Raw genomic sequence first — 23,112 nt, 5'->3', positions numbered from 1 at the left:
CCTCCCTACTTATGCTCCCGCTCGGCATGGACCGCGACGATACCGGCGCTTTGTTCGCGCAGGATCTGGACCATGCGGCGGCTCATGCTGGCGATGAGATTATGAGCGAAAAGCGCCGGAATCGCGACCACAAGGCCAAGCACCGTGGGCACCATGGCCTGCGCCACGCCCGCGGCCAGAATTTTGGTGCCGCCGGTGCCCAACAGGCTGACCGCCTGAAAGGTCTGCACCATGCCAATAGCCGTGCCCAATAACCCGAGTAGAGGTGCGGCGCGCGATATGACGCGAATGATATTGATCCAGCGCTCGAACAGCGGCACTTCAAGCATGATGCTTTCATTGATCTTGAAGTCGAGCGTCTCCACATCCGCGTTGCGGTTCTGCTCATAGACGCTCAACACCCGGCCAAGCGCATTGTCGCCAAGCGGCACATCGCTGCTCATTTGTCCCCTCAGCCTGTAGCCGGCAAAGGTCAGGAACAAAAGCCGCTCCCCGATCAGCAACAAACAGAACAGCCCAAGGCCGATAATCAGATAGCTGATGAAGCCGCCGCGATCGATGCGCTCATAAAGGCTCGGTTGTTGCACCAGACGATCCAGCAGCACCCCGCGCGTGGGGTCGACCGGATAGGCAGCGATGCTGCCGGGAGCCGCCTTTTGAAACGCCGCCGCAGCCTCGCGATAGCTCATGGCCGGCTGGCGCGCCAAACGTTCAAGCGTGCCGGTCTCGGCGGCATATTGAATGAAGCGATCGCCGCTCGTCAGCGAAAAAGCGCCGACCCGCAACACATCCCAGGCCTTGCGTGCGCCGTCGGGCTGCATGACATCGGCCCGGAAGGTGACAATCTTACCGGCTTCGGTCATCTCCCGCAGGGTTTCATACCAAAGGATTTCGATATCCTCGATGGTCGGCAACCTCACGGCCCCCGCCGCCGCCTCCGCCAAAGGCGCGAGACGCGCCCCACGATTGGGCAGTTCACCACTAACAATCGACCGATCCAGAATCCGGCGATTGTCTATGGCGGCATATTGCAGCACGCCGCTCAGTTCCTTGACCGACCCGAATTCAGAATCGATGTTTTTTTGCAGATCCGCGAGGCGCAGATCATTGACCGCAAATGCCGCCTCAAGCGCGCTACTGCGCCGGTCTTCGGCGGCGCGCTCGGCCTCGGCCTCGACCAAAAGCGATTTCTGCTTGTCCCGCGCTTGCAGAAACCTTTGTTCGCGGGCCTGATTCTCCCGTGCTTCGCTGGCCCGGCCCTGCTTTACGAGGTCGAGAAGCTCCTCAAGCGAATGCGCCTTGCCGCCCTGATCGACCGGAGTCGCAGCCTGCCCCGCCGCAGCCGATAGCAGAACGCCCCCCGACAGCAGCACAGATAAAAACCAGTGCCGGATCATGGTTTGCTCTCCGGCGAAGGTTTCTGCACCTCGGGAACCCGGAGCGGCAGTGGCAACAACCGTTCCGCCGGAGCTTCGGCACGGGCGACCTCGATCCCCCGCGCGATGCCCTCGGCATAGCTTTGATCAAGGACATCCCAGCCTTTTGTCTGCGGGTTCCACAGCGCCGAAAACTTCCCGTCCCGGGTCTGGAACAGCAGGGCCACGCGCCCGACCTGAAGATATTGGCCCGCCTGCGGTTTGCCCTTCATGTCCAGGCTGCCGTCATAGGACGAAAAGGCCCGGCCATAAGCGCTTTCGCTGTCATAAGCAGCAATAACGGCGCGAAATTTTTCCGACAGGGCCACGTCCGGGCGATCCAGCAGCGCGCGCAAACGGGCGATCGCCGCCCGCCGCTCCTGCAGCCGAAAGGGCAGATCCAGATCGACAAATTCCGCAAGCGACTCCGTCATCCGCCCCATCAGCGGCACAAGCTTGCGTTCCACCTCGACCATTTGCGAGGTTGAGGACGTAAGCGTCGTGATTTCCGCAAGCTGATTGGCGATCTGCCGCTCAAGCTGCCTGTTATAGGCCTTGAGGTCGTCGATTTCCTTAAGTACGTTCTTGTAACGGAGGGCGAGTTCCGCGGTTTCCTGCACCGTCTTGTCGATGCGCTGTTGTGAGGCCAGGGCCTGTTTCTGCGCCTCAACCCCGGTTTCGATCATGTCGCGCACCGGACCATCCCTGGTCGGCCCAACCTCTTTCGCAACCGCTACGGGCTCTTTGCTCTGTGGCACTTCCGCCCCGCTCGGCAGGGGCAGCATCAGCCCGGCCCCAAGCACCATGCCACCAAGGCAACGCGACAGGACGCAACGGCCTCGCAGCCCGACAGTAAGGAAGGCCCCTCTGTCCCGTTCTAGATACCTTGCGTCCACACGTCCCCCAAAGACCAAACTCACGACAGACTAACGACACTGTGCCCGCAGGCTGGAGTTACAGCATGCAGGCGCACCTCGTTATGGTCACGTCCCTCATCCTTGGGGGCTTCAATCGTCACGCGACGTAACGTCTCCACACCCATCGGCAAACAGCCATTCAGCTCTTGTATTTGGCTTATAGGCTTAAATTTTTTAGTTTTACGAACCTGTCCGGAAGATTGAGCACCTTCCGGCAAGGCCATATTTTTTCGAACGATAGCGCAAAATCGCAAAAGGGATCAAGCCCCGAAGCCAGCGGAATGCAGCCAAACCCAAAACAGGAGGCTGAGGACGCACCATTTCACACACCAGACTGCCCTAGGCCTGAGCCTCCGGCGCCATGGTTTGAAGCATGGCCAGAACCGATTCCCAGTTATTTTCACGGCAGGTGCCCACGGCCCGCTTGAGCCCCTTCATGAGGCGGAGCATGCCAAGAATCGGCATAAGAAACAGCCGCAGATCGACGGACCTGCAGCTGTTTCGGTATTTATCGGCAAAAAGGCGGGCGATTTAAACTCCGCGCCGCCGGCGCAGGCCCGCCCCAAGCGTGATAAGCCCCAGACCAAGCAACCCCAGAGCAGCCGGCTCAGGCACCGCAGCGGCATCGCTCGTGGTGAAATTCAGCGCGAAGAAGCTCTGCGACGTAAAGTAGAGCTCGCTCAGATTGATCCGGACGAAATGATCGCCAAAGCTCACCCGGCTCAGATCAAGACCAAGGATATTGGTGTCGAGAGCCACGCCCGAAAGAACCGCCCCATCACCGAAATCAAGATTCTCAAAGCTGAACCCGTTAAATGAGGTCTTATTAAAAATACCCATGTACCCCAGGCGCACCGTAACCGAAGACGCCACGATATCGAGGTCAAAATCCCCAACAAGCACGCATAACGGCGACCCGCCTGGGCATGCGATCTCACTACCGGCCCCGACCGTCACGGTCTGGGTCGCATAAGCATGTGCAAGATCCGGAAAATAATAATTCACCTTCACTTGACTGCCCATCAGGGAAGCCTCCGCCGTATTGGCCCCAAACATCATTGCGGCCGCAACAACCAACATCCAGATCCGCGCCATTATCCACCCTCAAGTAAAAATACACCCACTCCCACACGCTAAGCAATTCCCGTACCAATGGCAGAAATTGGCGGATTTCTCCATGGCGCGACAGCAGAGTTGTAAGGATTACCGACAAAGCCGGCGGCCGATCACGACCATCGGCCGGATTGCAAAAAGCAGCTGCAAACCAAATGGCCGGCAGCTGCTTTTGCTATGTTTAATCCTTAAGATTTCCGAGCAACTCAGATCTTGCGCCGCCGGCCCAGGCCCGCCCCAAGTGTGATAAGCCCCAGACCAAGCAACCCCAGAGCGCCCGGCTCAGGCACCAGAGCGGCATCGCTCGTGGTGAAATTCAACGCGAAGAAGCTCTGCGACGTAAAGCCGAGCTCTCTCAGATTGATCCGGACGAAATGATCGCCAAAGCTCACCCGGCTCAGATCAAGGCCAAGGATATTGGTGTCGAGAGCCACGCCCGAAAGGACCGCCCCGTCACCGAAATCAAGATCCTCAAAGCTGAACCCGTTAAATAAAGCTGGAGTAAAACTATCATGGAACCCCAGGCGCACCGTCAGCGAAGACGCTGCGATGTCGAGGTCAAAGATCCGCATAGTAGCGCACGATGGCGACGCGCCCGGGCAGGTAATTTCACTTCCAGCCCCGACCGTCACGGTCTGGGTCGTATAAACATGCGCAAGATCCGGAAAATAATAATTCACCTTCACCTGACTGCCCATCAGGGAAGCCTCAGCCGTAGTGGCCCCAAACATCATTGCAGCCGCAACTGCCAGCATCCAGATCCGCATCATCACTCAAGTCTCCCCCCAAAGCAAAACTACTAACAAATTGTTAAGCAAGTTTCGTTCCACTGGCGGAAAACCAGGACTTCCCATGCAATCTTACAAGGAAGTTGTAAGATTAACCGACAAATCTCAGCCGGTCTTGCGCACCCCGGCGATGGCCATGGCTTCGATCTCGATCATCAGCTCCGGCAAGGCGAGTGCCCGCACTTCCACAATGCTGTCGGCCGGATAGGGTGCGGTGAACCATTTGCGCCGCAGCTCGATGACTTTCGGAAAATGGCTCATATCGGTCAGGTAAATGGTGACCTTGACCACCTCGGCCAGACTGGATCCGGCCGTGGTCAACAGCTGATCGATATTGCGAAACACCTGATCCGCCTGGGCATCGAAATCACCGGCACCGATGATATTGCCCTCAAGATCAAGCGCCGCCTGACCGGACAGATATATAACATCGCCGACGCGGAAGCCCTGCGACAGGCAAAAAGGTTCAAACGGATCGGGATCGGTCTTGATACGCTCGGCACGCGGATTTTGCATGATGCTCCCCCCTCTGCAATCAATCACAGCAGAGAGCATGCCTCATTCGGGTGGAATGGCAAAATCAAACTGCGCTGCGCCAAGATCGCCCACCAGCCGCACGCCGTAAACCGCCGCGAGATGCTTGGGCGTCAGCACATCGGCCGGCTTGCCGCTGGCCGCCACCCGGCCATTATCAAGCAGCACCAGATGGCGGCAGAACCGTGCCGCCAGCGCAAGGTCATGCAGCACCACAACCACAGTGCGTCCTTCAGCCGCGAGCCGCTCAAACAACGTCATGACCGACAGCACATGAAGAGGATCAAGCGCCGCCACCGGCTCGTCCGCCAACAGCACCCGGGCCTCGGTGGCAAGCGCCCGCGCGAGCAGGGCCCGCATGCGTTCCCCGCCCGACAGTTGCGTGACCGGCCGATCGCGCAGATGCAGCACATCGGTTTCCGCCATGGCACGCTTGATAGCCGCGCGATCCTCTGCCGTGAGCCGCCCAAGCGACGTCCGGTGCGGATGACGGCCAAGCGTCACCAGCGTCTCCACATCGACCGGCCAATGCACCACCCCGCCCTGCGGCAGATAAGCCATCTGCCGAGCCCGCTCCGCCGCCGCTTGCGAACGGATATCGACGCCGCCCAACAACACATGTCCGCGCGCCTCGGGCACAAGCCCAAGCAACGCCCTGAGCGCCGTGGTCTTGCCCGCGCCATTCGGCCCCAGCAATCCGGTCACCACCCCGCGCGGAGCATTGAAGCTTACGTCCTCAAGCACCTGACGCGCGCCAAGCGTCACCGACAACTGGTCAACCGCAATCATCGCATGCGCCTCCGGGTGGCGATCAACAGATGGAAAAAGAACGGCGCGCCAATCAGAGCCGTCACCACCCCGAGTTTCAATTCCTGCGCCCCCGGCAAGGCGCGAATGCCAAGATCAGCAAGCACCAGCAGCAACGCCCCGGCCAGCGCACTCGGCAGCAAGGCCCGCGACGGTTGATAGCCCACGAACGGCCGCACCAGATGCGGCACGATCAAACCGACAAACCCAACCGCCCCGGTGGCCGCAACGCTCGCCCCCACCGCAAGCGCCGTGCCGACAATAATTAACCGCCGCAAACGCCGCAGATCAACCCCAAGCGACGACGCCGCATCCTCCCCCAACAGCAACGCATCGAGCGACCGCCCGGCCATCAGCAACATCGCACCACCGGCGACAATGAACGGCGCCGCCACCAGCACATCGCTCATGCCGCGATTGTTGAGCGAGCCGAACAGCCACAACACAATTTCGCTCATGGAATAGGGGTTCGGCGACAGGTTGATGGCAAGCGACGTCAGCGCATTCATCAAACTTGAAATCGCCACCCCGGCCAAAATCAGCGTGACCACGCTCGCATCCCGGCTCGCCACCAGATACAGGGCAAAGGTCGCAAGCATGGCAAAGCCGATGGCCGCCACCGGCAGCACAAACGGTGACAGGGCCGCAAGACCGAAATAGAGCACCAGCACAGCGCCAAACGCCGCCGAAGCCGACACGCCGATGACTCCCGGATCGGCCAGCGGATTGCGCAACAATCCCTGCAACGCCGCCCCCGACAGCCCAAGCGTGCCGCCGACCAGAACCCCAAGCAGCACGCGCGGCAGCCGCACCTCCTGCACCACCGCCACCACATGCGGATCGCCCAAGCCGATCAAAGCCCGCATGGCATCGAAAAGGCCCGAGGTCGCCGGGCCATAAGCCAGCGCCGCCACCATCGCGATCACCAGCAAGCCCGCCAGCACCAATAAAACCCTCATGGTCGCGGCCTTTCCGGCTGAAGACGCGGGGCGACGAGACGATCAAAAATCGCCTCAACGCCATCGACAAAATACCAGGCGGAACAGGCGATCACACGCGACGGAATCTCCACGTTCGGCCGTGCTGCAATGAACTGTTTCAAGGCATCATGCCGTCCCGGCTGCCAGCGTTCGGCGCGGTTCGCCACCAGATCCTGAAACCCGAGCACAATCACATCCGGATCGGTCAGCAGCAAGCGTTCAAGGTCGACGCTCTGCCATCCCCTATATCCCGCCTCCGCCGTCAGATTGCGCAGGCCCGCCGCCTGCATCATGGCATCCATCAGCGTGCCCGCCCCGGCCAGCACACCGCCCGGCGTAATATAAACCGCGCGCGGACGGTCTTCGGGCCGCAGATGCCGCCACTTTGTCTCCACCGCCGCAAGCCGCCGGTCCATATCGACAATCAGATCGTCGGCTCGCGCCTCCTGCCCAAGCGCATGCCCCACATCACGCAGGCTCTGGCGCAATCCGGCAAGATCCTGCGTGAACGGAATGGTCACCACCGGCACCCGGAACCGCCCAAGCATCTCATCCACCCGATAGCCGCCGCCCCAGACCCTGAGCACAAGATCCGGATGCTCGACCACGATATCCTCGATACTGTCACCACTTTGCGGCAAGCCCTTCGCGGCCGCCGCGAGATAGGACCGTTCATTGCCCACATCCCGCGACACCGCCGCAATCTGGCTGCGGTCGGCCAGCGCCAGCAAAAACTGATCGGCACAAAAATCAAGCGAGATCACCCGCTGCGGTGCCGCCGCACAAGTCCCCGCGCATAAAAAAGCCGTGAGGGCGAGGACAACGCCCCGCCCCCCCGTCACAAAGGAAATGGCCCTAGAAGCGGCCACGAATCCCCGCATAGCCCGAAATTCCCGGTGTCCCGAAGCCATAGACCTCCTGATATTTCTTGTCGAAAAGATTTTCGACACGGGCATAAAGTTCCACGCGCTCATCAATCTTATAAGCCGCGCGCAGGTCGAAGCGCACCCACTCATCCACCAGACCGTAGCTATCCATCTGCTTGCTGCGATAGCGGGCAGCCACCGACAGCGACAATGGCGTGATCGGACGGACAGTCGCCGTCACATTGACAAGATCTTTCGGCACCCGGGCCAGATCCTTCCCGGTGATGCGGTTGATCGCCGCCGTATGGGTATAGTTCGCATCAAGCGTGAACCATTCGACCGGCGTCACCTGCAACCCGGCCTCGACACCCTTCGAGCGCGTCTTGGCAACGTTGATATAGCCTTGCGGGAAGGCGAAATCGATCAGGTTGTCGGTCAGTTGATGGAAATAGGTGAGCGACGCCGTCACCTTGCCATCCAGGAACGTCTGTTCGACCCCGGCATCCCAGCCTTCGGATTCCTCAGGCTTCAGGTTGGTCGCCGGACCGGCCATACCGCAACAGAAAAACGTCAGCTGATAGGCCGTCGGTGCCTTGAACCCCTGCCCCCAGCTACCACGGAACACAGTGCCGGTCGCCGCAAGATCATAAGCCGCCGTGGTGCGCAGCGTGGTTTTGCTGCCGAAGATTTCATGATCATCATAACGCACCCCGCCGGTCAGCGTCAGCGCATCGAACAGCAATACCTGAGCCTGCGCATAGACGCTGTCCATGGTGATGGACGCATGCTCAGTCCCGGTATCGAAGCTTGTGACTTCGTTTTCCGCACCGAAGGTCAGCACCGTGCCTTCAGCCAGGGTGTAATTGCCCTGATAGCTGATGTTTGTGCGCTTGCCGGTGGCACCGAAGTTGAACGCGCCGTCCTCGTAATTCTTGCGGTCGATATGGCTGTAAGTGATGCCGACAATATTTTCGAACTTGCCGTCCATCACCGTCACCCGGGTCCGACCGCCCATGACGGTTTCCTTGGACCGCGAATAATCGTCACTGTCGGCCGCGCCGGTCAGCGGACCCCAGCCGTCATATTCGACCCGGCTATCGGAATAGCGCGCAAAGCCCTCAAGCCGGAATTCATCCGTCACCTGATAACCAAGATTGCTCGACAGGGTCACACTGTCATAACCGTCTTTTTCCATGTTGCCGTCGCGCTTGTCGGCTTTCGAAATGCCGTCCGTGGTGACGCCGCTCAGCGACAGGCGGTAATCAAAGCCGCGATCCTTGCCGCTCAGCGTGGCCCCGCCGCGGAAGGTCTTGTAAGATCCGCCCTCAGCATAGCCCGACAGCGAGAAACCGTCGCTGCCGCGCTTGGTGATGATATTGACCACGCCACCAATAGCGTCACTGCCATAAAGCGTGCTCTGCGGGCCGCGCAGCACTTCGATCCGCTCAACATCATTAAGGTCGAGGGTGCCGAAATCGAACGCGCCGCCCGGGCTCGACGGATCATTGACCTTCACGCCATCGACCAGAACCATGGTGTGGTCCCCGTTCATGCCGCGAATGCGCACCGTGGCCGTGCCACCAAACGATCCGTTCTGATTGATCGACACCCCCGGCAGCGCGCCTAAAGCATCATAGAGAAAATGATATTGCCGAAGCTCGATCTCATCGCTGCTGAGCGCGGAAATGGAACTGCCGATGCGCTCCACCGGCTGGGCCGTGCGCGTTGCCGTGACCAGCATCACGCTTGCCGGGCCCGCCGCCGGATCGGGCAGTGGTGCCGGTTCCGCATGCAGAGACGTGACCAGCGCGCCGGTCAATATGGTGGTGGAAAGCAAAGTCCGGATAGGCCGGATCTTGAATGTCGGTTTCATAGGCGATTCCCTTGGTAAGACATAAAATCAAGGGGATGCCCGCGGAATCCGCAGCATGAAGCGCAATAGAATACGAACGTCAAACAGACACGCATCGGCCAACCCCTTTTTTCAAGGTGTCGCCACAGCGGTTGAGCCGCTCCCATGGACAGAACCCGGCCCCGGGTAGGACGACGCGACGGCAGGTTTCCTGGCTCGCGGGTCATCACCTGCCGGCCCTGCCTTCCCAAAGACCTACGGGGTCTTCAGTGGCGTATTGGACCGGAGGCTCGCCGCTTACAGTTGCGGGTACAGCCGCGGATTTAGCCAACCTAACCAGGCAGACCTCACCGCATTCCCTATTACCCCTCCTTGCGAAGGGCACCGTCTGGCGCCGTTATAGGCTCAACTGGCCGGAAGACGCAAGTCAGCTTTTGATCGGCCTCGGCCGGAATGGGAGCAAATTATTACAAATGGTAAGTATTGTTTAACCCTTGATTCATGCCTGCCCGCTATCCTCACCCCAACAGCGGAGGCAGTATAAACCGCCCCGACAAGCACAGCGACAGAAGGCCCGTATCATGCCCGCGACGCGACATCGGCCGGCATTCTCAGCCCGCAGCGGAAAATTGTCCTTCCGGCTGCGCCTCCGCACTCTCCGGAAGGATCAGGAGGGTGCGACCGCGCTTGAGTTCGCACTGATCGCCCCGGTGTTGTTTCTGCTGACCTTCGGCACGCTTGAAATGGGCCTCGCCATGCTGGCGCAGCAAATCATGGAAAGCGCCACCTTTACCGCCTCGCGCCTGGGAAAAACCGGCTATAGCGCCAACGGCAATTTTGAAGATCAGACCGCCCGCCTGACCGCCATGCGCAAGATCCTGAATGACCGTGCCGGCATCCTGCTTGATGCGAATAAGATCAGCATCACCACCAAGGCCTATAACCAGTTCGACCAGATCGGTCAGCCCGAACCCTTCATCGACACCAACGGCAACGGCATCCGCGACGAAGGGGAAAATTACACCGACGTCAATATGAACGGCAAATATGACAGCGACATGGGCGCCGACGGTCTCGGCAATGCCAAACAGGTTGTGGTCTACACGGTGACCTATCCATGGACACTCAAGACCCCGTTTATCGGTCGTGTCATGGGCAACAACGGCGTGCTCAATCTGTCGGCACGCACCGTCGTCCAGAACGAACCCTATTGAGCAACAGGCCATGGTGATCAGACGCAAAATCCGGCAGCTCCTCCAAGACCAACGCGGCATCGCGGCGGTCGAATTTGCCCTGATTCTGCCCTTTCTGATCCTGCTGTTCCTCGGCGGATTCGAACTGTCGCGCTTCCTGCTTATCAATCAAAAGGTCGATAAATCCGTTTATGCGGTGGCCGACATCGTGTCGCAGCAAACCTCGGTCACCAACGCGCAGCTCGGCCAGATCATCCTGGCCGCGAGCGAAATCATGCGCCCGCAGCCCATCGGCAACAAAGGCCGTATTATCCTGACCTCGGTCTATAAAAACGGCAGCAACGCCCCGGTCGTGCAATGGCAATATGCCGGCGGCGGCACGCTCAACCGCGAGAGCAAAATCGGCAAGGTCGGCAAGCCGGCAACTCTGCCGGGCGGCCTCACGCTCAATGACAAAGACAATGTCATCATCTCCGAATTTTATTACGAAGTGACGCCGCTGTTCACCGGCTCGGCCATGCTGCCGAGCAGCCTCTATAAATTCGCGCTCTTCAAACCGCGTCTCGGCTTGCTGACAACGCCCCCAAGCTAAGAGAAAACATCATGCGCCAAAAAATCACCCAGCTGGCTCAAAAGCTCCGCCGATCCAAAGATGGATCTGTCGCCGCCTATGTTGGCCTGTCGATCGTCGTTCTCGTCGGCGCGGTCGGTATATCGATCGATGCCGGGCGTGGCTATCTCGTACAGTCGAAACTCTCAAGCGCGCTTGATGCCGCAGGGCTCGCCGCCGCCTCGACCGTCAACACCTCCAATCTCAGAACCGACGCGCGCAAATTTCTGGATGTCAATTTTCAGAATTATCTCAGCTCCAAGATCACCGATGTCACCATCACCACCAACAGCAGCAACACGGTGATCGGCCTGTCCGCCAAGGCCTCTCTCCCGACCACCTTCATGACGCTGTTCGGCTTCAAACAGATGAACATCGCCGCCTCAAGCGAAATCACCCGCGCCGTCAGCGGTCTTGAACTCGCGCTCGTGCTCGACACCACGGGATCGATGGCCGGCACACCACTGACCTCCTTGAAAACCGCCGCGAACGACCTCCTTGACATCCTGTTCGGTGCCAACAGCAGCAATGACAAACTGTGGGTCGGCATCGTGCCCTTCGCCCAGGCCGTGAACATCGGCACCTCGCATCCGACCTGGATGGATACGACCTATGGTGCAAGCCTGGACTGGGGCCCCACAAGCTGGCTCGGCTGCGTCGACGCCCGCAGCGGCGGCTATGACTCAACCGACGACACCGCAGCCACCAAGAAATTCCAGGCCTATTACTGGCCCAACGACACCGGTGCCAACAAATGGATCGTCAAGGGCAAATATCAGAGCCCGCTCAACACCACCAAGCTCGGCCCCAATCTTTATTGCTCCTCCGAAGTGCAGCCGCTCACCAACAACAAAGCCAGTCTGGTCAGCAAGATCAACAGTCTGTCCGCAGTCGGCGCCACCCATGTCAATCTTGGCGCGGTCTGGGGCTGGCGCATGCTGTCCCCCAAGTGGCGCGGTCAATGGGGCGGCACCATGAATACGAACAATCTGCCGCTCGATTACAATACGCCGCGCATGAACAAGGCCGTGATCCTCATGACCGACGGTGAAAACACCATGTATGCCGACAGTGTGAACCGCAGCGCCTATGGCTATCTGTCGGAAAAGCGGCTTGGCTCCAACGTCATCGCAACCGCCGAGGCTGAACTGAACAAGCGCCTGGCAACCGTCTGCACATCAATGAAAAACAACAATATCATCGTCTACACCATCGGCTTCAACAAACCCGGCGCGACGATTTCCAAGCTTTTGAAAGACTGCGCCACGCAACCCGAATATTATTTTGACTCCCCCACCGGCGCGGAACTGCAAGCCGCCTTCCGGGCCATCGGCGACAGCCTGTCGAACCTCCGGGTCAGCCGTTAAGCTGCACAAAACAGATGCCACCGGGGCGCAAGCCTGATACACCGCCCTGAGACACCGCAAGGAATATGGTTCATCAGGAGAGCGCCCCGCCATGGCCATGAAGGCGACCATCGTCCCCGTGACGCCCTTTCAGCAGAACTGCACCGTGCTGTGGTGTGACGAGACCATGCTTGGTGCCGTGGTCGATCCCGGCGGCGATCTTGACCGCATCCTCGATCAGGTGGCGGAACATAAGATCACCCTTGAAAAAATCATGCTGACCCATGGCCATATCGACCATGCGGGATCGGCGGCCGAACTGGCCGAACGGCTCAATCTGCCGATCGAAGGGCCCGAGGCCGAAGAAAGCTTCTGGCTCGACATGCTGGTGACCCAGGGCGAAAAATGGGGCTTCCCCGGCGCCCGCAACGTCACCCCCGACCGCTGGCTCAAGGACGGCGACACCGTAACCGTCGGCCATCTCAGCTTCGACGTGCTCCATTGCCCGGGCCACACGCCCGGCCATGTGGTGTTCTACAACGCACCCGCAAAGTTCGCCATCGTCGGCGACGTGCTGTTCAAGGGCTCCATCGGCCGCACCGATTTTCCGCGCGGCGATCATGCTACCCTGATCCGTTCCATCACCGAAAAGCTCTGGCCGCTCGGCGATGAGGTGACCTTCGTGCCGGGCCACGGCCCGCTCTCGACCTTCGGCGACGAACGCCGCGGCAATCCCTTCGTTGGCGACGATGTGATCGGAAAATAAAAAACGGCCCATCCGGAATATCGCTCCGCAAGGTCACCCGGCCTTGTGCGGTTTGCTATTCCAAGGCATGGTTGAGGGGTCTTATGTCCCTGCTCGGAGCCATTCATGCGTTTCTTGATGATCACCGCCCGGATCACCACCTTGGCCATCGGCCTGCTGACCACCAGCCCCGCATTGGCCAACACCACGCTTTCGGCGGCCAGCAACCCGCTGCTGTCGACGGTCCAGTATTCCGCTGAGGTTTCCTATAATTCGAAACAGTGGCAAGGCAGCGGCAAGGTCTATCACGCCGCGCCAAATCTCGAACGGCGCGAACTCGCCATCATGGGGCAGAATTCGGTTATGCTGCTGAGAAAGCAGGAAGTTCTCATGCTGATGCCGCAAATGAACCTGGCCCTGCGCATGACCGCGGTCGATGACCCCATCACCCTCGCCACGCAAAAGACCGACAGCGGAAAAGTCACCTTCACCAAACTCGGCCGCGAGCTTGTGAACGGCGAGCAAAGCGACAAATACAAGGTCGCCGGCGAAGCGGAAGGGATCTTCTGGGTCACCCCCGACGGCATTCTGGTCAAGGCCGAACTGCCCCAGGGCGGGGAAGTCATCCGCTACGACGCCCGCAACATCAAACGCGGCACCCAGCCGCAAAGCCTGTTCGACGTGCCCGCCGGAACCAAGGTCATGAATGCTCAGGACATGGGCGCCATGATGCGCAGCATGCACGGCCAAAACTAGGCCCCAGAACTAGAACATTGACCTCGCCGCCCGCCTCGGCCACATAGAGAGGGAAATCATGCCCGGCCTGTCCGGGCCTGCCCTGTTGTGGAACCGCAGTTATGTCCAGCCTCGACCTCGAATCCCGTCTCATCTACCGGGATGGCCTCATGCTCATCATCGACAAACCGGCCGGTTTGCCGGTGCATGCGGGGCCGCGCGGGGGCGCATCGCTTGAGGATTATTTCGGCGAGCTGACCTTCGGCCTGCCGCGCAATCCGTCACTGGCCCACCGCCTCGACCGCGACACCAGCGGCTGCCTGATCCTCGGGCGCCACCGCAAGGCCTTGCGCAAGCTCGGCAAACTCTTCATGCAGGGACGGATCGAGAAAACCTATTGGGCCATCGTCACCGGCGAGCCCCCGGCCGAAGAAGGCCGCATCGACCTGCCGCTTCTGAAGCAAACGCAAAAATCCGGCTGGCGCATGACCCCGCATAAAGATGGTCAGGTGGCCATCACCGATTACCGCGTGCGTGGCCGCTCCGGCGACCTCACCTGGCTTGAACTTTACCCGCGCACCGGGCGCACCCATCAGTTGCGCGTCCATTGCGCCTCCATGGGCTGCCCGATTCTGGGTGATCCCGTCTATGCCGCAACGCCCGGCGCCGATGACGAACCCATGCATCTGCTCGCCCGTGCCGTGCGCGTGCCGCTCTATCCGAACCGCGACCCCATCCTGTGCCTGGCCGCGCCGCCCGCGCATATGCAAAAGGCGCTCAGCGCCTGCGGCTTCGGGCCGGACGTGGAGCCTATCCTCCCGCCGCCCGGCCAGTCGCTCATCGATGACACCGCCGATCTCGGCCTCGACGATTAATCGTCGAGCTTGCGGGCAAGCACATCGCCGCTACGACGATCCAGCAGCAATTTCACCTTGCGGCCATCCTTGTTATAGCCTTCGACTTCCAGAATAAGTCCCTTGACCTTCAGTTCCTTGATCTGCACGCCCTGTGCCCGCACCCGCGCTTCAAGGTCGCTGAGGCTCAGCGTCTTGGTGGCCTGGGCTTCGGCCGGAACTTCATAACCGATTTTCACGCGCCCATCCTGAGCCTGCCCGGCGAAAGCCCCCGATCCAACCGCCACACCAGCAAGCATCAAAACAACCAGACCTTTTGTCGATTTCATCATCCGTCATCTCCATGAGCTGTTACGATCCTATCATCGTCACAGCGTGATCGTGACGGCAACTTACCCGGGCCAAGCTGACAGCAGGACCATCCCCGCCGTCAGCCCGCTGTCAGGAAGGGAGCGCTATGTTTGGTCCATGAAAAAGCATTTTTTGATCGGCCTTTTGGCGCTCATGACCCTGGCTGCCGCCCCCGGAACCTCCATGGGCGGCTCAAAGGAAGATCAGGACCTCGCACGCAGCGCCTTGTTGCGGGGCGAAGTCCTGCCGCTCACCCGCATTCTTGACATCACAGCGCGGCACGTCCCGGGCGAAGTCGTGAAGCTTGAACTTGAGAGCAAGAAAAAACGGTTGTATTACGAAATCAAGATCTTGACGCCCTCAGGCCGCCTGCGCGAACTTTACCTCGACGCGCGCACCGGCGCGTTTATTGCCATAGAGGATGAGTAATGCGGGCTTTGGTGGTCGAAGATGATCCGGATGTTGGCCCCGATGTGAGCCGCGCTTTAGAGACCGCCGGATTTGTCGTCGACCTCGTCGACAATGGTGACGAGGCCTGGTTTCAGGGCGATGTTGAAAATTACGATGTGGCCATCCTCGATCTCGGCCTGCCGCGTCTCGATGGCCTCACCGTCCTCAAACGCTGGCGCAGCAGCGCCCGCAGCCTGCCGGTGCTTATTCTGTCAGCCCGTGGCGACTGGACCGAAAAAGTCGAAGGCATCGAGGCCGGAGCCGACGACTATCTCGCCAAGCCCTTTGAAATGGCCGAACTCATCACCCGCGTCAAAGCCCTGGTGCGGCGCACCGCCGGCCACGCCACACCGGTCCTCAGCATCGGCAAGCTGCATATCGACACCCGCCATATGACCGCCGCCCTCGATGGCCTGCCGCTCGCGCTGTCGCAGCTTGAATTCCGCCTGTTGAATTACCTGGCCCATCAACGCGGCCGTGCGGTGCCCGCAGGCGAAATCGCCGAGCATCTTTACGGCGCCGATGAACCCGGCGACACCAACGCCATCGAAGCCCTGATCCTGCGTCTCCGCCGCAAGATCGGCACCGGCTGGATCGAGACCCGGCGCGGCTTCGGCTATCTCCTGACGGACGGCGGCGCATGAATTTCCGCTCGCTGCGCCTCAGGCTTCTGATCGGCGGCGCCATTGCGATTTTCGCCGCCCTTGCGGTGGCCTGGGGCGTCATGACCTGGCTCTTTGAACGGCATATCGAACGCCGCGTCGAAGAAGACCTCAGACGTCAGGCAACGCAATTGCTCGCAGGCCTCGTGGTCGACCCGCAGGGCACCTTCACCCTGCTGAGAAAACCGCAGGATTCGCGTTTTGAAACCCCGGCGAGCGGACTTTACTGGCAGGTAACGACCAAAACCGAAACCCGCCGCTCGCGCTCGCTCTGGGACGCCGTCCTGCCGTCGTCCCCCTCGGCCGCCACCTCCGACTGGCAGACCCGCAAAGTCATCGGCCCCTTCTCCCAGCATGTGTTCGTGCTCGAACGCATCATCCGTCCCACCAAGGACGTGCATGATATCCTGCTGCAAGTGGCCCAGGACCAACACAGCCTGCAAATCGCACGCGATCAGTTCGGACGGGAGCTGGCCTATTTCCTCGCGCTGCTATGGCTTGTGCTGTCCGGTGCGGCCTTCATGCAGGTCCAGCTTGGCCTGCGTCCGCTCGGACATTTGCGCAGCGAACTCAGCGATCTTAAACGCAACCCGGCACGAAGGCTCAATGCGCGCTATCCCCAGGAAGTCGAACCGCTGATCGCTGCCATCAACGATCTCGCCGATGCCCGCGAGGCCGATCTCAAACGCGCCCGTCAACGCGCCGCTGATCTCGCCCACGGCATGAAAACCCCCCTTGCCGCCCTCGCCGCGCAAACCCGCCTGATCCGCGACCATCACGCTCCAAACAACCACCTGGCGTTCGGAATGGAACGCGCCATTGCCGCCGCCACAGCCGCCGTCGAAACTGAACTCGCCCGCGCCCGCGCCGCCGCCAGCCGCAACCATATGCCCACCACGGACGCCGTCCCGCGCGACATCTGCCAACGCCTCATCACCGTGCTCGAACGCACGGAAAAAGGCATGCGCCTAGATTACACCCTCGATCTCGACCCCGCCCTAAGGCTCAGCATCGCGCCCGAGGATCTCAATGAAATTCTCGGCCCCCTCCTGGAAAACGCCGTAAAATTCGCCCGCCGCCGCATCGCCATAAGCGGTCATGCCAAGGCCGGAAAAATCAGCCTCATCATCGAAGACGACGGCCCCGGCATCACCGCCGCCCGCGCTGCCGAAGCATTATCCCGCGGCGGCCGTCTCGACGAAACCGGCCACAGCGGCCACGGCCTCGGCCTCGCCATCGCCCGCGACCTCGTAGAAGCCACCGGCGGCACCATCACCCTAGGCCGCTCCACCCTCGGCGGCCTGCGCATAGATCTCCGCTGGTAACCGCCACCTCCGTCATTGCGAGGCACAGGCCGAAGCCCTCGCCCGCTCAACCCCGATCACAGCTAGCCATTTAAAACGTTTTGCAGGAGTGGACGCCTGCACTAGCGCTGCTAATGCTCATTGAGAGGAACTAAAGATGCACAGCTTTAAAGAGCTACTGACTACAAAAATTAGTAAAAAAAAGCCATTGGTTCTCGTCGGCCTCGGCAACATGGGAAAATCCATGCTGCGTGGTTGGCTGAAGAACGGGGTCGATAGCCAAGCCATTCGCATTGTGACCCCTCACCCCGAAATGGAATACATGGATTTTTCGGGAATTCCTTCCTCACATTTCATGACTGACCCTAAAAATATGGATGACAACGCAAGCGCCATCGTCCTCGCCGTCAAGCCCCAGAACATGGACATAGTGGCCCCTCAATACATAAAATTCGCCCATAACAAGTCCATTTTTCTATCCATCGCCGCCGGGAAAAGCCTCAGTTATTTTGAAAATATTTATGGCACCGATGTGCCAATTATCCGTTGCATGCCGAATACGCCCGGCGCAATCGGCCACGGCATTTCAGGCATGATCGCCAACGAAGTTGCGAACATGGAACACCAAAATCTGTGCACCTCATTAATGTCCGGCTTAGGTGACGTCCTCTGGTTTGATAAAGAAAAAGAAGACCAGATGAATATTGTCACCGGCATTTCAGGCAGCGGCCCGGCTTTTATCTATCATTATCTGGAATGCATCTACCAGACGGGTTTGAAGAACGGCTTAGAACCCGACACCGCCATGCAGCTCGCGAATAAAACAGTCATCGGCTCAATTATGCTGTTGTCGAAAAAGATCGAAGAAAGTGGCGGTGTGGATAATGCCAATAATCTCTGGTCAACCCAATTGCGGGAGCAAGTGACGAGCCCCAATGGCACCACTTTTGCTGGACTTCAAAAGTTGATGAATCCAGACTCCGGATTGCAACCCCTTATGGATGAAACCATAAGGCTCGCCATTGAAAGATCCCGCGAACTCAACAGCGCGCCGCAGAACAAAAGCAACGAATAGCGTGAGACTTGTTGAACAAGCTCACCAGCACAAACACCCACATCGCCAGGACACTTCTCTCCCGCCGCCGCCCCATGCAAATGGCCAAGGCGACGGCGGCCCCCCCACCGTCATTGCGAGGCGCAGGCCGAAGCAATCCAGTCTCGCTGCCACATGGATTACCGGGTCAAGCCCGGTAATGACAATGAGGTTTTGGTAAAGACGCCGGACGTAGCGTGAGATGCTGTCATTACCGGGCTTGACCCGGTAATCCATATTTCCGCCGGCAAAATTGCAGCCAGATAGCCTGCCGATATCAACCGTCATCGCGAGCCGCGTAAGCGGCGTGGCGATCCAGACTCTTTTGGCGGCGAGAAGACTGGATTGCTTCGGCCTGCGCCTCGCAATGACGGATGGATGCGGGCCCATAAAACCGACAAGCCCACCCCGGCAAGATCTAGAACTTCCAGTCAAGTCCAACCTTAACCTTCAGCACGTCATTCCCGTCCACCGTGCGCAGGCTATGCCCCACCAGACCATGCAGTTCCACCTTCGAACTGAGCGCCCATTTAAACCCGCCATTCATCGTCAGATCATAGTCGCTAAAATGCGACGGCGGCGCATCGACCACAAGTTCCGCGCCAAGCCGCAAGTCCGGCGCGACCCGACGCATGACCAGCACGCCATAGGTCATTTCATCCTCATGCTGCTCGAACATATGATGATAGCCGATCTCACCACCGAACTCCCAGGGACCGACTTTTTTCGACATCACCAGCGGCAGATAAATTTCCGTATTCCCAGTCCCAAGCCCCTTGCGATCATTTCCCGTGGCCAGCGTCAGTTCGGGATTGATGCCCATGGCCACACCCAAGCTGTTATCCTTGGCATCGAGAAACTGCCATTTGCCTTCGATTTCCACGTCACCGAACCCATAATGCTCCTCCCCACCGACGCGGTCCACGTTTCGGAAATTGCCCGACACCGTCATGCTCAGATTTTCCATCAGCGGCACTTCAAGTCCGATCTTCGGGAACACCAGCGTATCCTTGGTGTCGGTGTCCTTATAGTCGCTGCGCAGTTTCAGCTTGAGCACCTTCGACGGCGTCGGCGAGCTGACGGTGAAGGGCGCGGCCCCAGCGGGCAACGCAAAAACAGCCCCAAGCAAAATCCCGGCAATCATTGATCTCATAACAAACACGTCCCTTTTCGTTTATGACGGCGGGACCATAACGTATTCCGGCTGACGTAAAACCTGCTTATTCAGTCAGCAAAATATCAGCCTTCAATCTCTGGAATATGAGCAAAAGCAATCTTGGTTCCAACCACCGCCTGATGCGCGTCCGGCACCGCCCCAAGCCGCACCGTGTCTTTTCCAAACTGCGCATTCAAGCGATCGATGGCGGCAAAAAGCGCGCCATCTTTTTTGGGCGCATTCTGCTGCGTCGCCCAATCGAACAGATCACGCGGCGTCGTTCCCGCGCTTGCAAAATCCGACAGGGTCACGTCCAGCTTTTTGATGCGACGCCCCGAAAGCTCCCCCTCAACCCGCGCCCATAATTCATCCAATCCGCGCAACAACAGTAAACTGTTCCCCGTGCGCGGCAGCCGCAACCCCTGCCCCAAAGCCTCTCCCTGCTCCGTCCGCAGCCACAATCCAAGCGCCCCCGCCTCCAAGCCATGACTGCGCAACCGCCCCGCCGCCCGCACCATCAGATGCCGCGCCATCGCCCGCGCATCGGCCGCCCCGCGCTGCGCCGGGGCCATCACATGCCCGTGACTGATCGAGCGCATGGGGCCCGCCGCCGCCTCCGGCAAATCATAGCCATGAAGCGCATACCAGAACCGCTCCCCCGTGACACCGCCCCAGATCTGCCGCATCTGTTTCGCCGGCAGGTCCCAGAGCGCCGCCAGCGTATGAATGCCCGCGGCCTGAAGCCGCCGCTCCATATTGCTGCCGATACCGGAAATATCCCCGAGCCGCAGATCCAGAAGCCGCCCCGGCAGGCTGCCCGGCGCAAGAACCGTCAGGCCATCTGGTTTTTCCATATCGCTTGCAGTCTTGGCCAGAAGCTTGCTTGGCGCGAGCCCGATCGACGACCGCAGCATCTCCCCCACATTGGCGCGAATGCCCGCCTTGATATCGCGGGCGAGCGTGAGCGCCCGCGCCTCGACCCGCTCCCCACCCATGAGGGCACAGGCCACCTCATCCACCGAACAGACCTGCGTGATCGGAATATGGCGTTCGATTTCCGCCTTCAGCCGATGATGATAGCGCACATAGAGCGCATGATCCGCCGGCCGCACCACAAGCCCCGGACAGAGCCTCCGCGCCTCGTAAATCCGCGTGCCGGTGCGCACCCCGAACCGCTTCGCCTCAGCACTCGCGGCAATGGCCGATGTGGCCTCGCTCTCCGCCGGTGCAACCACCACCGGCCGCCCACGCAAGGCCGGATATTCCTGCTGCTCCACACTCGCGAAATAGCTGTTGAAATCGAGAAAAAGCCACCGCAGCGCCGTTGGCCCATAGGCCTCCACGTCCATCCCTTGCTCCTTTTGCCACAAGAATCAACTTAGAACAAAAAAGGAACAAAGTCAAGAAAAAACCGCCCAACCTTATGCCGAGGCAGCCCCTCACAGGGTTTCCGCGGCACGAATGAAAGTTGTGCAAGAGGGCTGAATCCTGCCGCTGCGTTCAAGATGAAATTTCATAATGTCGTACGCGGGTTCATAATGTCGTACGCGGGCTTGACCCGCGTATCCATGGATCAAGCGGCAGTGTCGTTCGACAATGGATTGCCGGGTCAAGCTCGGCAATGACAAAGAGACTGCGGGCTTTATGAACTCGCATAGAGCATCAAGCCCTAGGGTTTCCGATTTCAGCGGTCACCCCAGCCCCCCTCAATACCCCGCGCTGGTCAGCCGCTGGATCGCGCCCTGATACTCATCGCGCAGCCTTGCGCAAAGCTCCCGCACCATGGGCACGTCATGGATGCCGCCCACGCCCTGCCCGGCCGACCAGATATTTTTCCACGCCTTGCTGTCGGGATCGAGTTCGGAGCCGAAATCGATCTCCCCATCATGCACATGGCGCGCCGGATCGAACCCCGCTTCCACCAGACTGGGCTCTAAAAAGCTCGCCGGAACACCGGACACCTTCGGCGTATAAAGAATATCCTTGGCCGAGGTGTCACAGACCATCATCTTATAGGCATCGGGCGCGCGACTTTCCCGCGTGGCAATAAACCGCGTCCCGAGATAAGCGAGATCCGCACCCGCCGCGATAGCTCCGGCGATGCTCTCACCATTCGACAAACAGCCTGACAAAATCAGCGTCTTGTCACCAAGCAATGGCCGCAATTCAGATATGAAGGCAAAGGGATTATAGGTCCCGGCATGACCGCCCGCCCCCGCGCACACCGCGATAATGCCATCCACACCGGCCTCCAGCGCCTTTTCCGCATGCCTGATATTGATCACATCGTGAAACACCAGCCCGCCATAGGAATGAACGGCATCGACCACGTCGCGCACGGCGCCAAGCGAGGTGATGACCAGCGGCACGCGATGCTTGACCGTCAGCTCAAGATCGGCCGCCACGCGTGGATTGCTTTTATGGACAATAAGATTGATGCCGAACGGCGCATCGACGGTGTCATCAAGCGCCGCCACGATCTCGTCAAGCCAGGCTGCATACCCTTCGGACGTGCGTTGATTGAGCGCCGGAAAAGTCCCGACCACACCTGATTTGCAGCTGGCGATCACAAGCTCCGGCCCCGACACCAGAAACATCGGCGCGGCGATAGCAGGCAGGCTCAAACGGCCTTTAAATAACTGCGGAACAGACATCAGGCGGCTCTCCCATCGATCTTACAGGGCTCAAAGCCTGCCCGCGAACCCAGGCTCCGTCAACCGTTAAAGACGCGGTGAATAATGCGTTCCATCAGGCGCAATACCGCCGCCCGGTCCAGTCCGGGATTGGCGATGCCGCGGATCCCGAGTCCTTCGAAAAGCGCAATGACGACTTCCACTGCCCCGTCGATATCCTCGTTGACCTCGACGCCGCGCTGCTCCCGCGAGAGCATGATCAGACTGCGCAGACGCGCGCGCAGGATCCGGTCGCGCTCATACAAAAGCTCCGCCATTTTCGGATTGCGCGACGCTTCCGCCACAACCTCCAGCATCAGAGCCGAAGATTTACTGTCGAGCTTTTCAGTCAAGCCATCGCCGATATGCGACAACATGACCCGGCCGATATCTTTTTCATGCTCGATCTCGTCCATGAAGGCGAGCGTTTCCGCAACTTTGCGCTCGACGAGCGCATTGATGATCGCTTCTTTATTTTCGAAATAATTATAGATATGCCCGGCGCTCATGGACGCCACACGCGAAATTTCTGCCATGCTCGCGCCATGAAATCCAAACCTCAGGAAACAATCCTCGGCGGCATCAAGCACCTGCAATTTGCGAGCTTCACCACGCTCCTGGCTGGTGGGTTTGCATTTCATCCGTCTGTCCTCTCACAAAATGCCCGCC

General features: G+C 59.7%; 25 protein-coding genes and 1 riboswitch. Of the genes, 10 read left to right on the top strand and 15 right to left on the bottom strand.

Features of this window, described 5'->3' with window-relative positions; genetic code table 11:
• Positions 1 to 5: 5 nt before the first annotated feature.
• The 10 genes from NYP16_RS08155 to NYP16_RS08110 form a co-directional block, all read right to left on the bottom strand.
• Positions 6 to 1,397 carry a MotA/TolQ/ExbB proton channel family protein gene (locus NYP16_RS08155; protein WP_274943635.1) on the bottom strand — a complete coding sequence of 464 codons (1,392 nt, stop codon included), beginning with the start codon at positions 1,395 to 1,397 and terminating at the stop codon, positions 6 to 8.
• The gene (locus NYP16_RS08150; RefSeq protein WP_274943634.1) at positions 1,394 to 2,311 is read right to left on the bottom strand and encodes a DUF3450 domain-containing protein; all 918 of its coding nucleotides are present in this window, start codon (positions 2,309 to 2,311) and stop codon (positions 1,394 to 1,396) included. Before NYP16_RS08150 ends, NYP16_RS08155 begins: the two co-directional genes overlap by 4 nt.
• A 360-nt stretch (positions 2,312 to 2,671) precedes the next feature.
• Entirely contained in the window at positions 2,672 to 2,797 is a 126-nt protein-coding gene (locus tag NYP16_RS08145) for a hypothetical protein (protein ID WP_274943633.1), read from the bottom strand.
• Between the two features lie 66 nt (positions 2,798 to 2,863).
• Entirely contained in the window at positions 2,864 to 3,427 is a 564-nt protein-coding gene (locus NYP16_RS08140) for a PEP-CTERM sorting domain-containing protein (protein ID WP_274943632.1), read from the bottom strand.
• 224 nt (positions 3,428 to 3,651) lie between these two features.
• Positions 3,652 to 4,215, bottom strand: coding sequence for a PEP-CTERM sorting domain-containing protein (locus tag NYP16_RS08135; protein ID WP_274943631.1), 564 nt, complete (start codon positions 4,213 to 4,215; stop codon positions 3,652 to 3,654).
• A gap of 123 nt (positions 4,216 to 4,338) precedes the next feature.
• Positions 4,339 to 4,749 (bottom strand): RidA family protein, encoded by a 411-nt coding sequence (locus tag NYP16_RS08130; protein WP_274943630.1) that lies wholly within the window; start codon positions 4,747 to 4,749, stop codon positions 4,339 to 4,341.
• A gap of 42 nt (positions 4,750 to 4,791) precedes the next feature.
• Entirely contained in the window at positions 4,792 to 5,556 is a 765-nt protein-coding gene (locus NYP16_RS08125; RefSeq protein WP_274943629.1) for an ABC transporter ATP-binding protein, read from the bottom strand.
• A complete protein-coding gene (locus tag NYP16_RS08120; RefSeq protein WP_274943628.1) occupies positions 5,553 to 6,533 on the bottom strand; it encodes a FecCD family ABC transporter permease in 981 nt (326 codons plus the stop codon). The genes NYP16_RS08125 and NYP16_RS08120 overlap by 4 nt, the downstream gene beginning before the upstream one ends.
• Positions 6,530 to 7,435: an ABC transporter substrate-binding protein gene (locus NYP16_RS08115; RefSeq protein ID WP_274943627.1), complete on the bottom strand. Its 906-nt coding sequence runs from the start codon at positions 7,433 to 7,435 to the stop codon at positions 6,530 to 6,532. Before NYP16_RS08115 ends, NYP16_RS08120 begins: the two co-directional genes overlap by 4 nt.
• Positions 7,410 to 9,293 (bottom strand): TonB-dependent receptor plug domain-containing protein, encoded by a 1,884-nt coding sequence (locus tag NYP16_RS08110; RefSeq protein WP_274943626.1) that lies wholly within the window; start codon positions 9,291 to 9,293, stop codon positions 7,410 to 7,412. The genes NYP16_RS08115 and NYP16_RS08110 overlap by 26 nt, the downstream gene beginning before the upstream one ends.
• Positions 9,294 to 9,455: 162 nt before the next feature.
• Positions 9,456 to 9,676, bottom strand: a riboswitch (cobalamin riboswitch).
• Between the two features lie 177 nt (positions 9,677 to 9,853).
• On the opposite strand from NYP16_RS08110, the gene NYP16_RS08105 reads away from it, so the two are divergent.
• The 6 genes from NYP16_RS08105 to NYP16_RS08080 all read left to right on the top strand — a co-directional run bounded on the left by NYP16_RS08105 (position 9,854) and on the right by NYP16_RS08080 (position 14,776).
• The gene (locus tag NYP16_RS08105; protein WP_274943625.1) at positions 9,854 to 10,486 is read left to right on the top strand and encodes a TadE/TadG family type IV pilus assembly protein; all 633 of its coding nucleotides are present in this window, start codon (positions 9,854 to 9,856) and stop codon (positions 10,484 to 10,486) included.
• A 10-nt stretch (positions 10,487 to 10,496) separates the two neighbouring features.
• Positions 10,497 to 11,057, top strand: coding sequence for a TadE/TadG family type IV pilus assembly protein (locus NYP16_RS08100; protein ID WP_274943624.1), 561 nt, complete (start codon positions 10,497 to 10,499; stop codon positions 11,055 to 11,057).
• An 11-nt stretch (positions 11,058 to 11,068) separates the two neighbouring features.
• Positions 11,069 to 12,442 carry a pilus assembly protein TadG-related protein gene (locus NYP16_RS08095; RefSeq protein ID WP_274943623.1) on the top strand — a complete coding sequence of 458 codons (1,374 nt, stop codon included), beginning with the start codon at positions 11,069 to 11,071 and terminating at the stop codon, positions 12,440 to 12,442.
• A 97-nt stretch (positions 12,443 to 12,539) separates the two neighbouring features.
• Positions 12,540 to 13,187, top strand: a complete 648-nt coding sequence (locus NYP16_RS08090) for an MBL fold metallo-hydrolase (protein WP_346742509.1) — start codon at positions 12,540 to 12,542, stop codon at positions 13,185 to 13,187.
• Positions 13,188 to 13,292: 105 nt separating this feature from the next.
• The gene (locus NYP16_RS08085) at positions 13,293 to 13,922 is read left to right on the top strand and encodes a hypothetical protein (protein WP_274943621.1); all 630 of its coding nucleotides are present in this window, start codon (positions 13,293 to 13,295) and stop codon (positions 13,920 to 13,922) included.
• A 101-nt stretch (positions 13,923 to 14,023) separates the two neighbouring features.
• Positions 14,024 to 14,776 (top strand): RluA family pseudouridine synthase, encoded by a 753-nt coding sequence (locus NYP16_RS08080; RefSeq protein WP_274943620.1) that lies wholly within the window; start codon positions 14,024 to 14,026, stop codon positions 14,774 to 14,776.
• Here NYP16_RS08080 and NYP16_RS08075 read toward each other — a convergent pair.
• Positions 14,773 to 15,087, bottom strand: coding sequence for a PepSY domain-containing protein (locus tag NYP16_RS08075; protein ID WP_274943619.1), 315 nt, complete (start codon positions 15,085 to 15,087; stop codon positions 14,773 to 14,775). The two genes, NYP16_RS08080 and NYP16_RS08075, sit on opposite strands and share 4 nt — an antisense overlap.
• 136 nt (positions 15,088 to 15,223) lie before the next feature.
• Here NYP16_RS08075 and NYP16_RS08070 point away from each other — a divergent pair, with 136 nt between their 5' ends.
• The 4 genes from NYP16_RS08070 (at position 15,224) to proC (ending at position 18,597) form a co-directional block, all read left to right on the top strand.
• The gene (locus tag NYP16_RS08070; RefSeq protein ID WP_274943618.1) at positions 15,224 to 15,535 is read left to right on the top strand and encodes a PepSY domain-containing protein; all 312 of its coding nucleotides are present in this window, start codon (positions 15,224 to 15,226) and stop codon (positions 15,533 to 15,535) included.
• A complete protein-coding gene (locus tag NYP16_RS08065; protein WP_274943617.1) occupies positions 15,535 to 16,200 on the top strand; it encodes a response regulator transcription factor in 666 nt (221 codons plus the stop codon). The genes NYP16_RS08070 and NYP16_RS08065 overlap by 1 nt, the downstream gene beginning before the upstream one ends.
• Entirely contained in the window at positions 16,197 to 17,543 is a 1,347-nt protein-coding gene (locus NYP16_RS08060) for a sensor histidine kinase (RefSeq protein WP_274943616.1), read from the top strand. Before NYP16_RS08065 ends, NYP16_RS08060 begins: the two co-directional genes overlap by 4 nt.
• Before the next feature lie 136 nt (positions 17,544 to 17,679).
• Entirely contained in the window at positions 17,680 to 18,597 is a 918-nt protein-coding gene (gene proC, locus NYP16_RS08055; protein ID WP_274943615.1) for a pyrroline-5-carboxylate reductase, read from the top strand.
• A gap of 436 nt (positions 18,598 to 19,033) precedes the next feature.
• Here proC and NYP16_RS08050 read toward each other — a convergent pair whose 3' ends face one another.
• From NYP16_RS08050 to NYP16_RS08035, 4 genes are all read right to left on the bottom strand, one after another.
• Positions 19,034 to 19,768 (bottom strand): hypothetical protein, encoded by a 735-nt coding sequence (locus NYP16_RS08050; RefSeq protein WP_274943614.1) that lies wholly within the window; start codon positions 19,766 to 19,768, stop codon positions 19,034 to 19,036.
• A gap of 86 nt (positions 19,769 to 19,854) precedes the next feature.
• Positions 19,855 to 21,120: a Y-family DNA polymerase gene (locus NYP16_RS08045; RefSeq protein ID WP_274943613.1), complete on the bottom strand. Its 1,266-nt coding sequence runs from the start codon at positions 21,118 to 21,120 to the stop codon at positions 19,855 to 19,857.
• 357 nt (positions 21,121 to 21,477) lie between these two features.
• On the bottom strand, positions 21,478 to 22,425 hold the full coding sequence (locus tag NYP16_RS08040) for an NAD(P)H-dependent flavin oxidoreductase (RefSeq protein ID WP_274943612.1): 948 nt from the start codon (positions 22,423 to 22,425) through the stop codon (positions 21,478 to 21,480).
• Between the two features lie 59 nt (positions 22,426 to 22,484).
• Positions 22,485 to 23,084 carry a TetR/AcrR family transcriptional regulator gene (locus NYP16_RS08035; protein ID WP_274943611.1) on the bottom strand — a complete coding sequence of 200 codons (600 nt, stop codon included), beginning with the start codon at positions 23,082 to 23,084 and terminating at the stop codon, positions 22,485 to 22,487.
• Positions 23,085 to 23,112 lie beyond the last annotated feature (28 nt).

Origin of the sequence: Govania unica (assembly GCF_027920805.1) — a bacterium.
Lineage (GTDB): Bacteria > Pseudomonadota > Alphaproteobacteria > Sphingomonadales > Govanellaceae > Govanella > Govanella unica.
The sequence above is the reverse complement of the archived record's forward strand: the minus strand, read 5'-3'. Positions and strand labels throughout refer to the sequence as shown.

Excerpts from the sequence above, each read along its gene's own strand:
- NYP16_RS08040 (WP_274943612.1), bottom strand. The coding sequence starts at position 22,425 with ATGTCTGTTCCGCAGTTATTTAAAGGCCGTTTGAGCCTGCCTGCTATC.
- NYP16_RS08035 (WP_274943611.1), bottom strand. The coding sequence starts at position 23,084 with ATGAAATGCAAACCCACCAGCCAGGAGCGTGGTGAAGCTCGCAAATTG.
- NYP16_RS08155 (WP_274943635.1), bottom strand. The coding sequence starts at position 1,397 with ATGATCCGGCACTGGTTTTTATCTGTGCTGCTGTCGGGGGGCGTTCTG.
- NYP16_RS08135 (WP_274943631.1), bottom strand. The coding sequence starts at position 4,215 with ATGATGCGGATCTGGATGCTGGCAGTTGCGGCTGCAATGATGTTTGGG.
- NYP16_RS08095 (WP_274943623.1), top strand. The coding sequence starts at position 11,069 with ATGCGCCAAAAAATCACCCAGCTGGCTCAAAAGCTCCGCCGATCCAAA.
- NYP16_RS08140 (WP_274943632.1), bottom strand. The coding sequence starts at position 3,427 with ATGGCGCGGATCTGGATGTTGGTTGTTGCGGCCGCAATGATGTTTGGG.
- NYP16_RS08125 (WP_274943629.1), bottom strand. The coding sequence starts at position 5,556 with ATGATTGCGGTTGACCAGTTGTCGGTGACGCTTGGCGCGCGTCAGGTG.
- NYP16_RS08120 (WP_274943628.1), bottom strand. The coding sequence starts at position 6,533 with ATGAGGGTTTTATTGGTGCTGGCGGGCTTGCTGGTGATCGCGATGGTG.
- NYP16_RS08070 (WP_274943618.1), top strand. The coding sequence starts at position 15,224 with ATGAAAAAGCATTTTTTGATCGGCCTTTTGGCGCTCATGACCCTGGCT.
- NYP16_RS08115 (WP_274943627.1), bottom strand. The coding sequence starts at position 7,435 with ATGCGGGGATTCGTGGCCGCTTCTAGGGCCATTTCCTTTGTGACGGGG.
- NYP16_RS08105 (WP_274943625.1), top strand. The coding sequence starts at position 9,854 with ATGCCCGCGACGCGACATCGGCCGGCATTCTCAGCCCGCAGCGGAAAA.
- NYP16_RS08065 (WP_274943617.1), top strand. The coding sequence starts at position 15,535 with ATGCGGGCTTTGGTGGTCGAAGATGATCCGGATGTTGGCCCCGATGTG.
- NYP16_RS08090 (WP_346742509.1), top strand. The coding sequence starts at position 12,540 with ATGAAGGCGACCATCGTCCCCGTGACGCCCTTTCAGCAGAACTGCACC.
- NYP16_RS08110 (WP_274943626.1), bottom strand. The coding sequence starts at position 9,293 with ATGAAACCGACATTCAAGATCCGGCCTATCCGGACTTTGCTTTCCACC.
- NYP16_RS08080 (WP_274943620.1), top strand. The coding sequence starts at position 14,024 with ATGTCCAGCCTCGACCTCGAATCCCGTCTCATCTACCGGGATGGCCTC.
- NYP16_RS08045 (WP_274943613.1), bottom strand. The coding sequence starts at position 21,120 with ATGGACGTGGAGGCCTATGGGCCAACGGCGCTGCGGTGGCTTTTTCTC.
- NYP16_RS08060 (WP_274943616.1), top strand. The coding sequence starts at position 16,197 with ATGAATTTCCGCTCGCTGCGCCTCAGGCTTCTGATCGGCGGCGCCATT.
- NYP16_RS08085 (WP_274943621.1), top strand. The coding sequence starts at position 13,293 with ATGCGTTTCTTGATGATCACCGCCCGGATCACCACCTTGGCCATCGGC.
- NYP16_RS08100 (WP_274943624.1), top strand. The coding sequence starts at position 10,497 with ATGGTGATCAGACGCAAAATCCGGCAGCTCCTCCAAGACCAACGCGGC.
- NYP16_RS08145 (WP_274943633.1), bottom strand. The coding sequence starts at position 2,797 with ATGCCGATTCTTGGCATGCTCCGCCTCATGAAGGGGCTCAAGCGGGCC.
- proC (WP_274943615.1), top strand. The coding sequence starts at position 17,680 with ATGCACAGCTTTAAAGAGCTACTGACTACAAAAATTAGTAAAAAAAAG.
- NYP16_RS08075 (WP_274943619.1), bottom strand. The coding sequence starts at position 15,087 with ATGATGAAATCGACAAAAGGTCTGGTTGTTTTGATGCTTGCTGGTGTG.
- NYP16_RS08130 (WP_274943630.1), bottom strand. The coding sequence starts at position 4,749 with ATGCAAAATCCGCGTGCCGAGCGTATCAAGACCGATCCCGATCCGTTT.
- NYP16_RS08050 (WP_274943614.1), bottom strand. The coding sequence starts at position 19,768 with ATGAGATCAATGATTGCCGGGATTTTGCTTGGGGCTGTTTTTGCGTTG.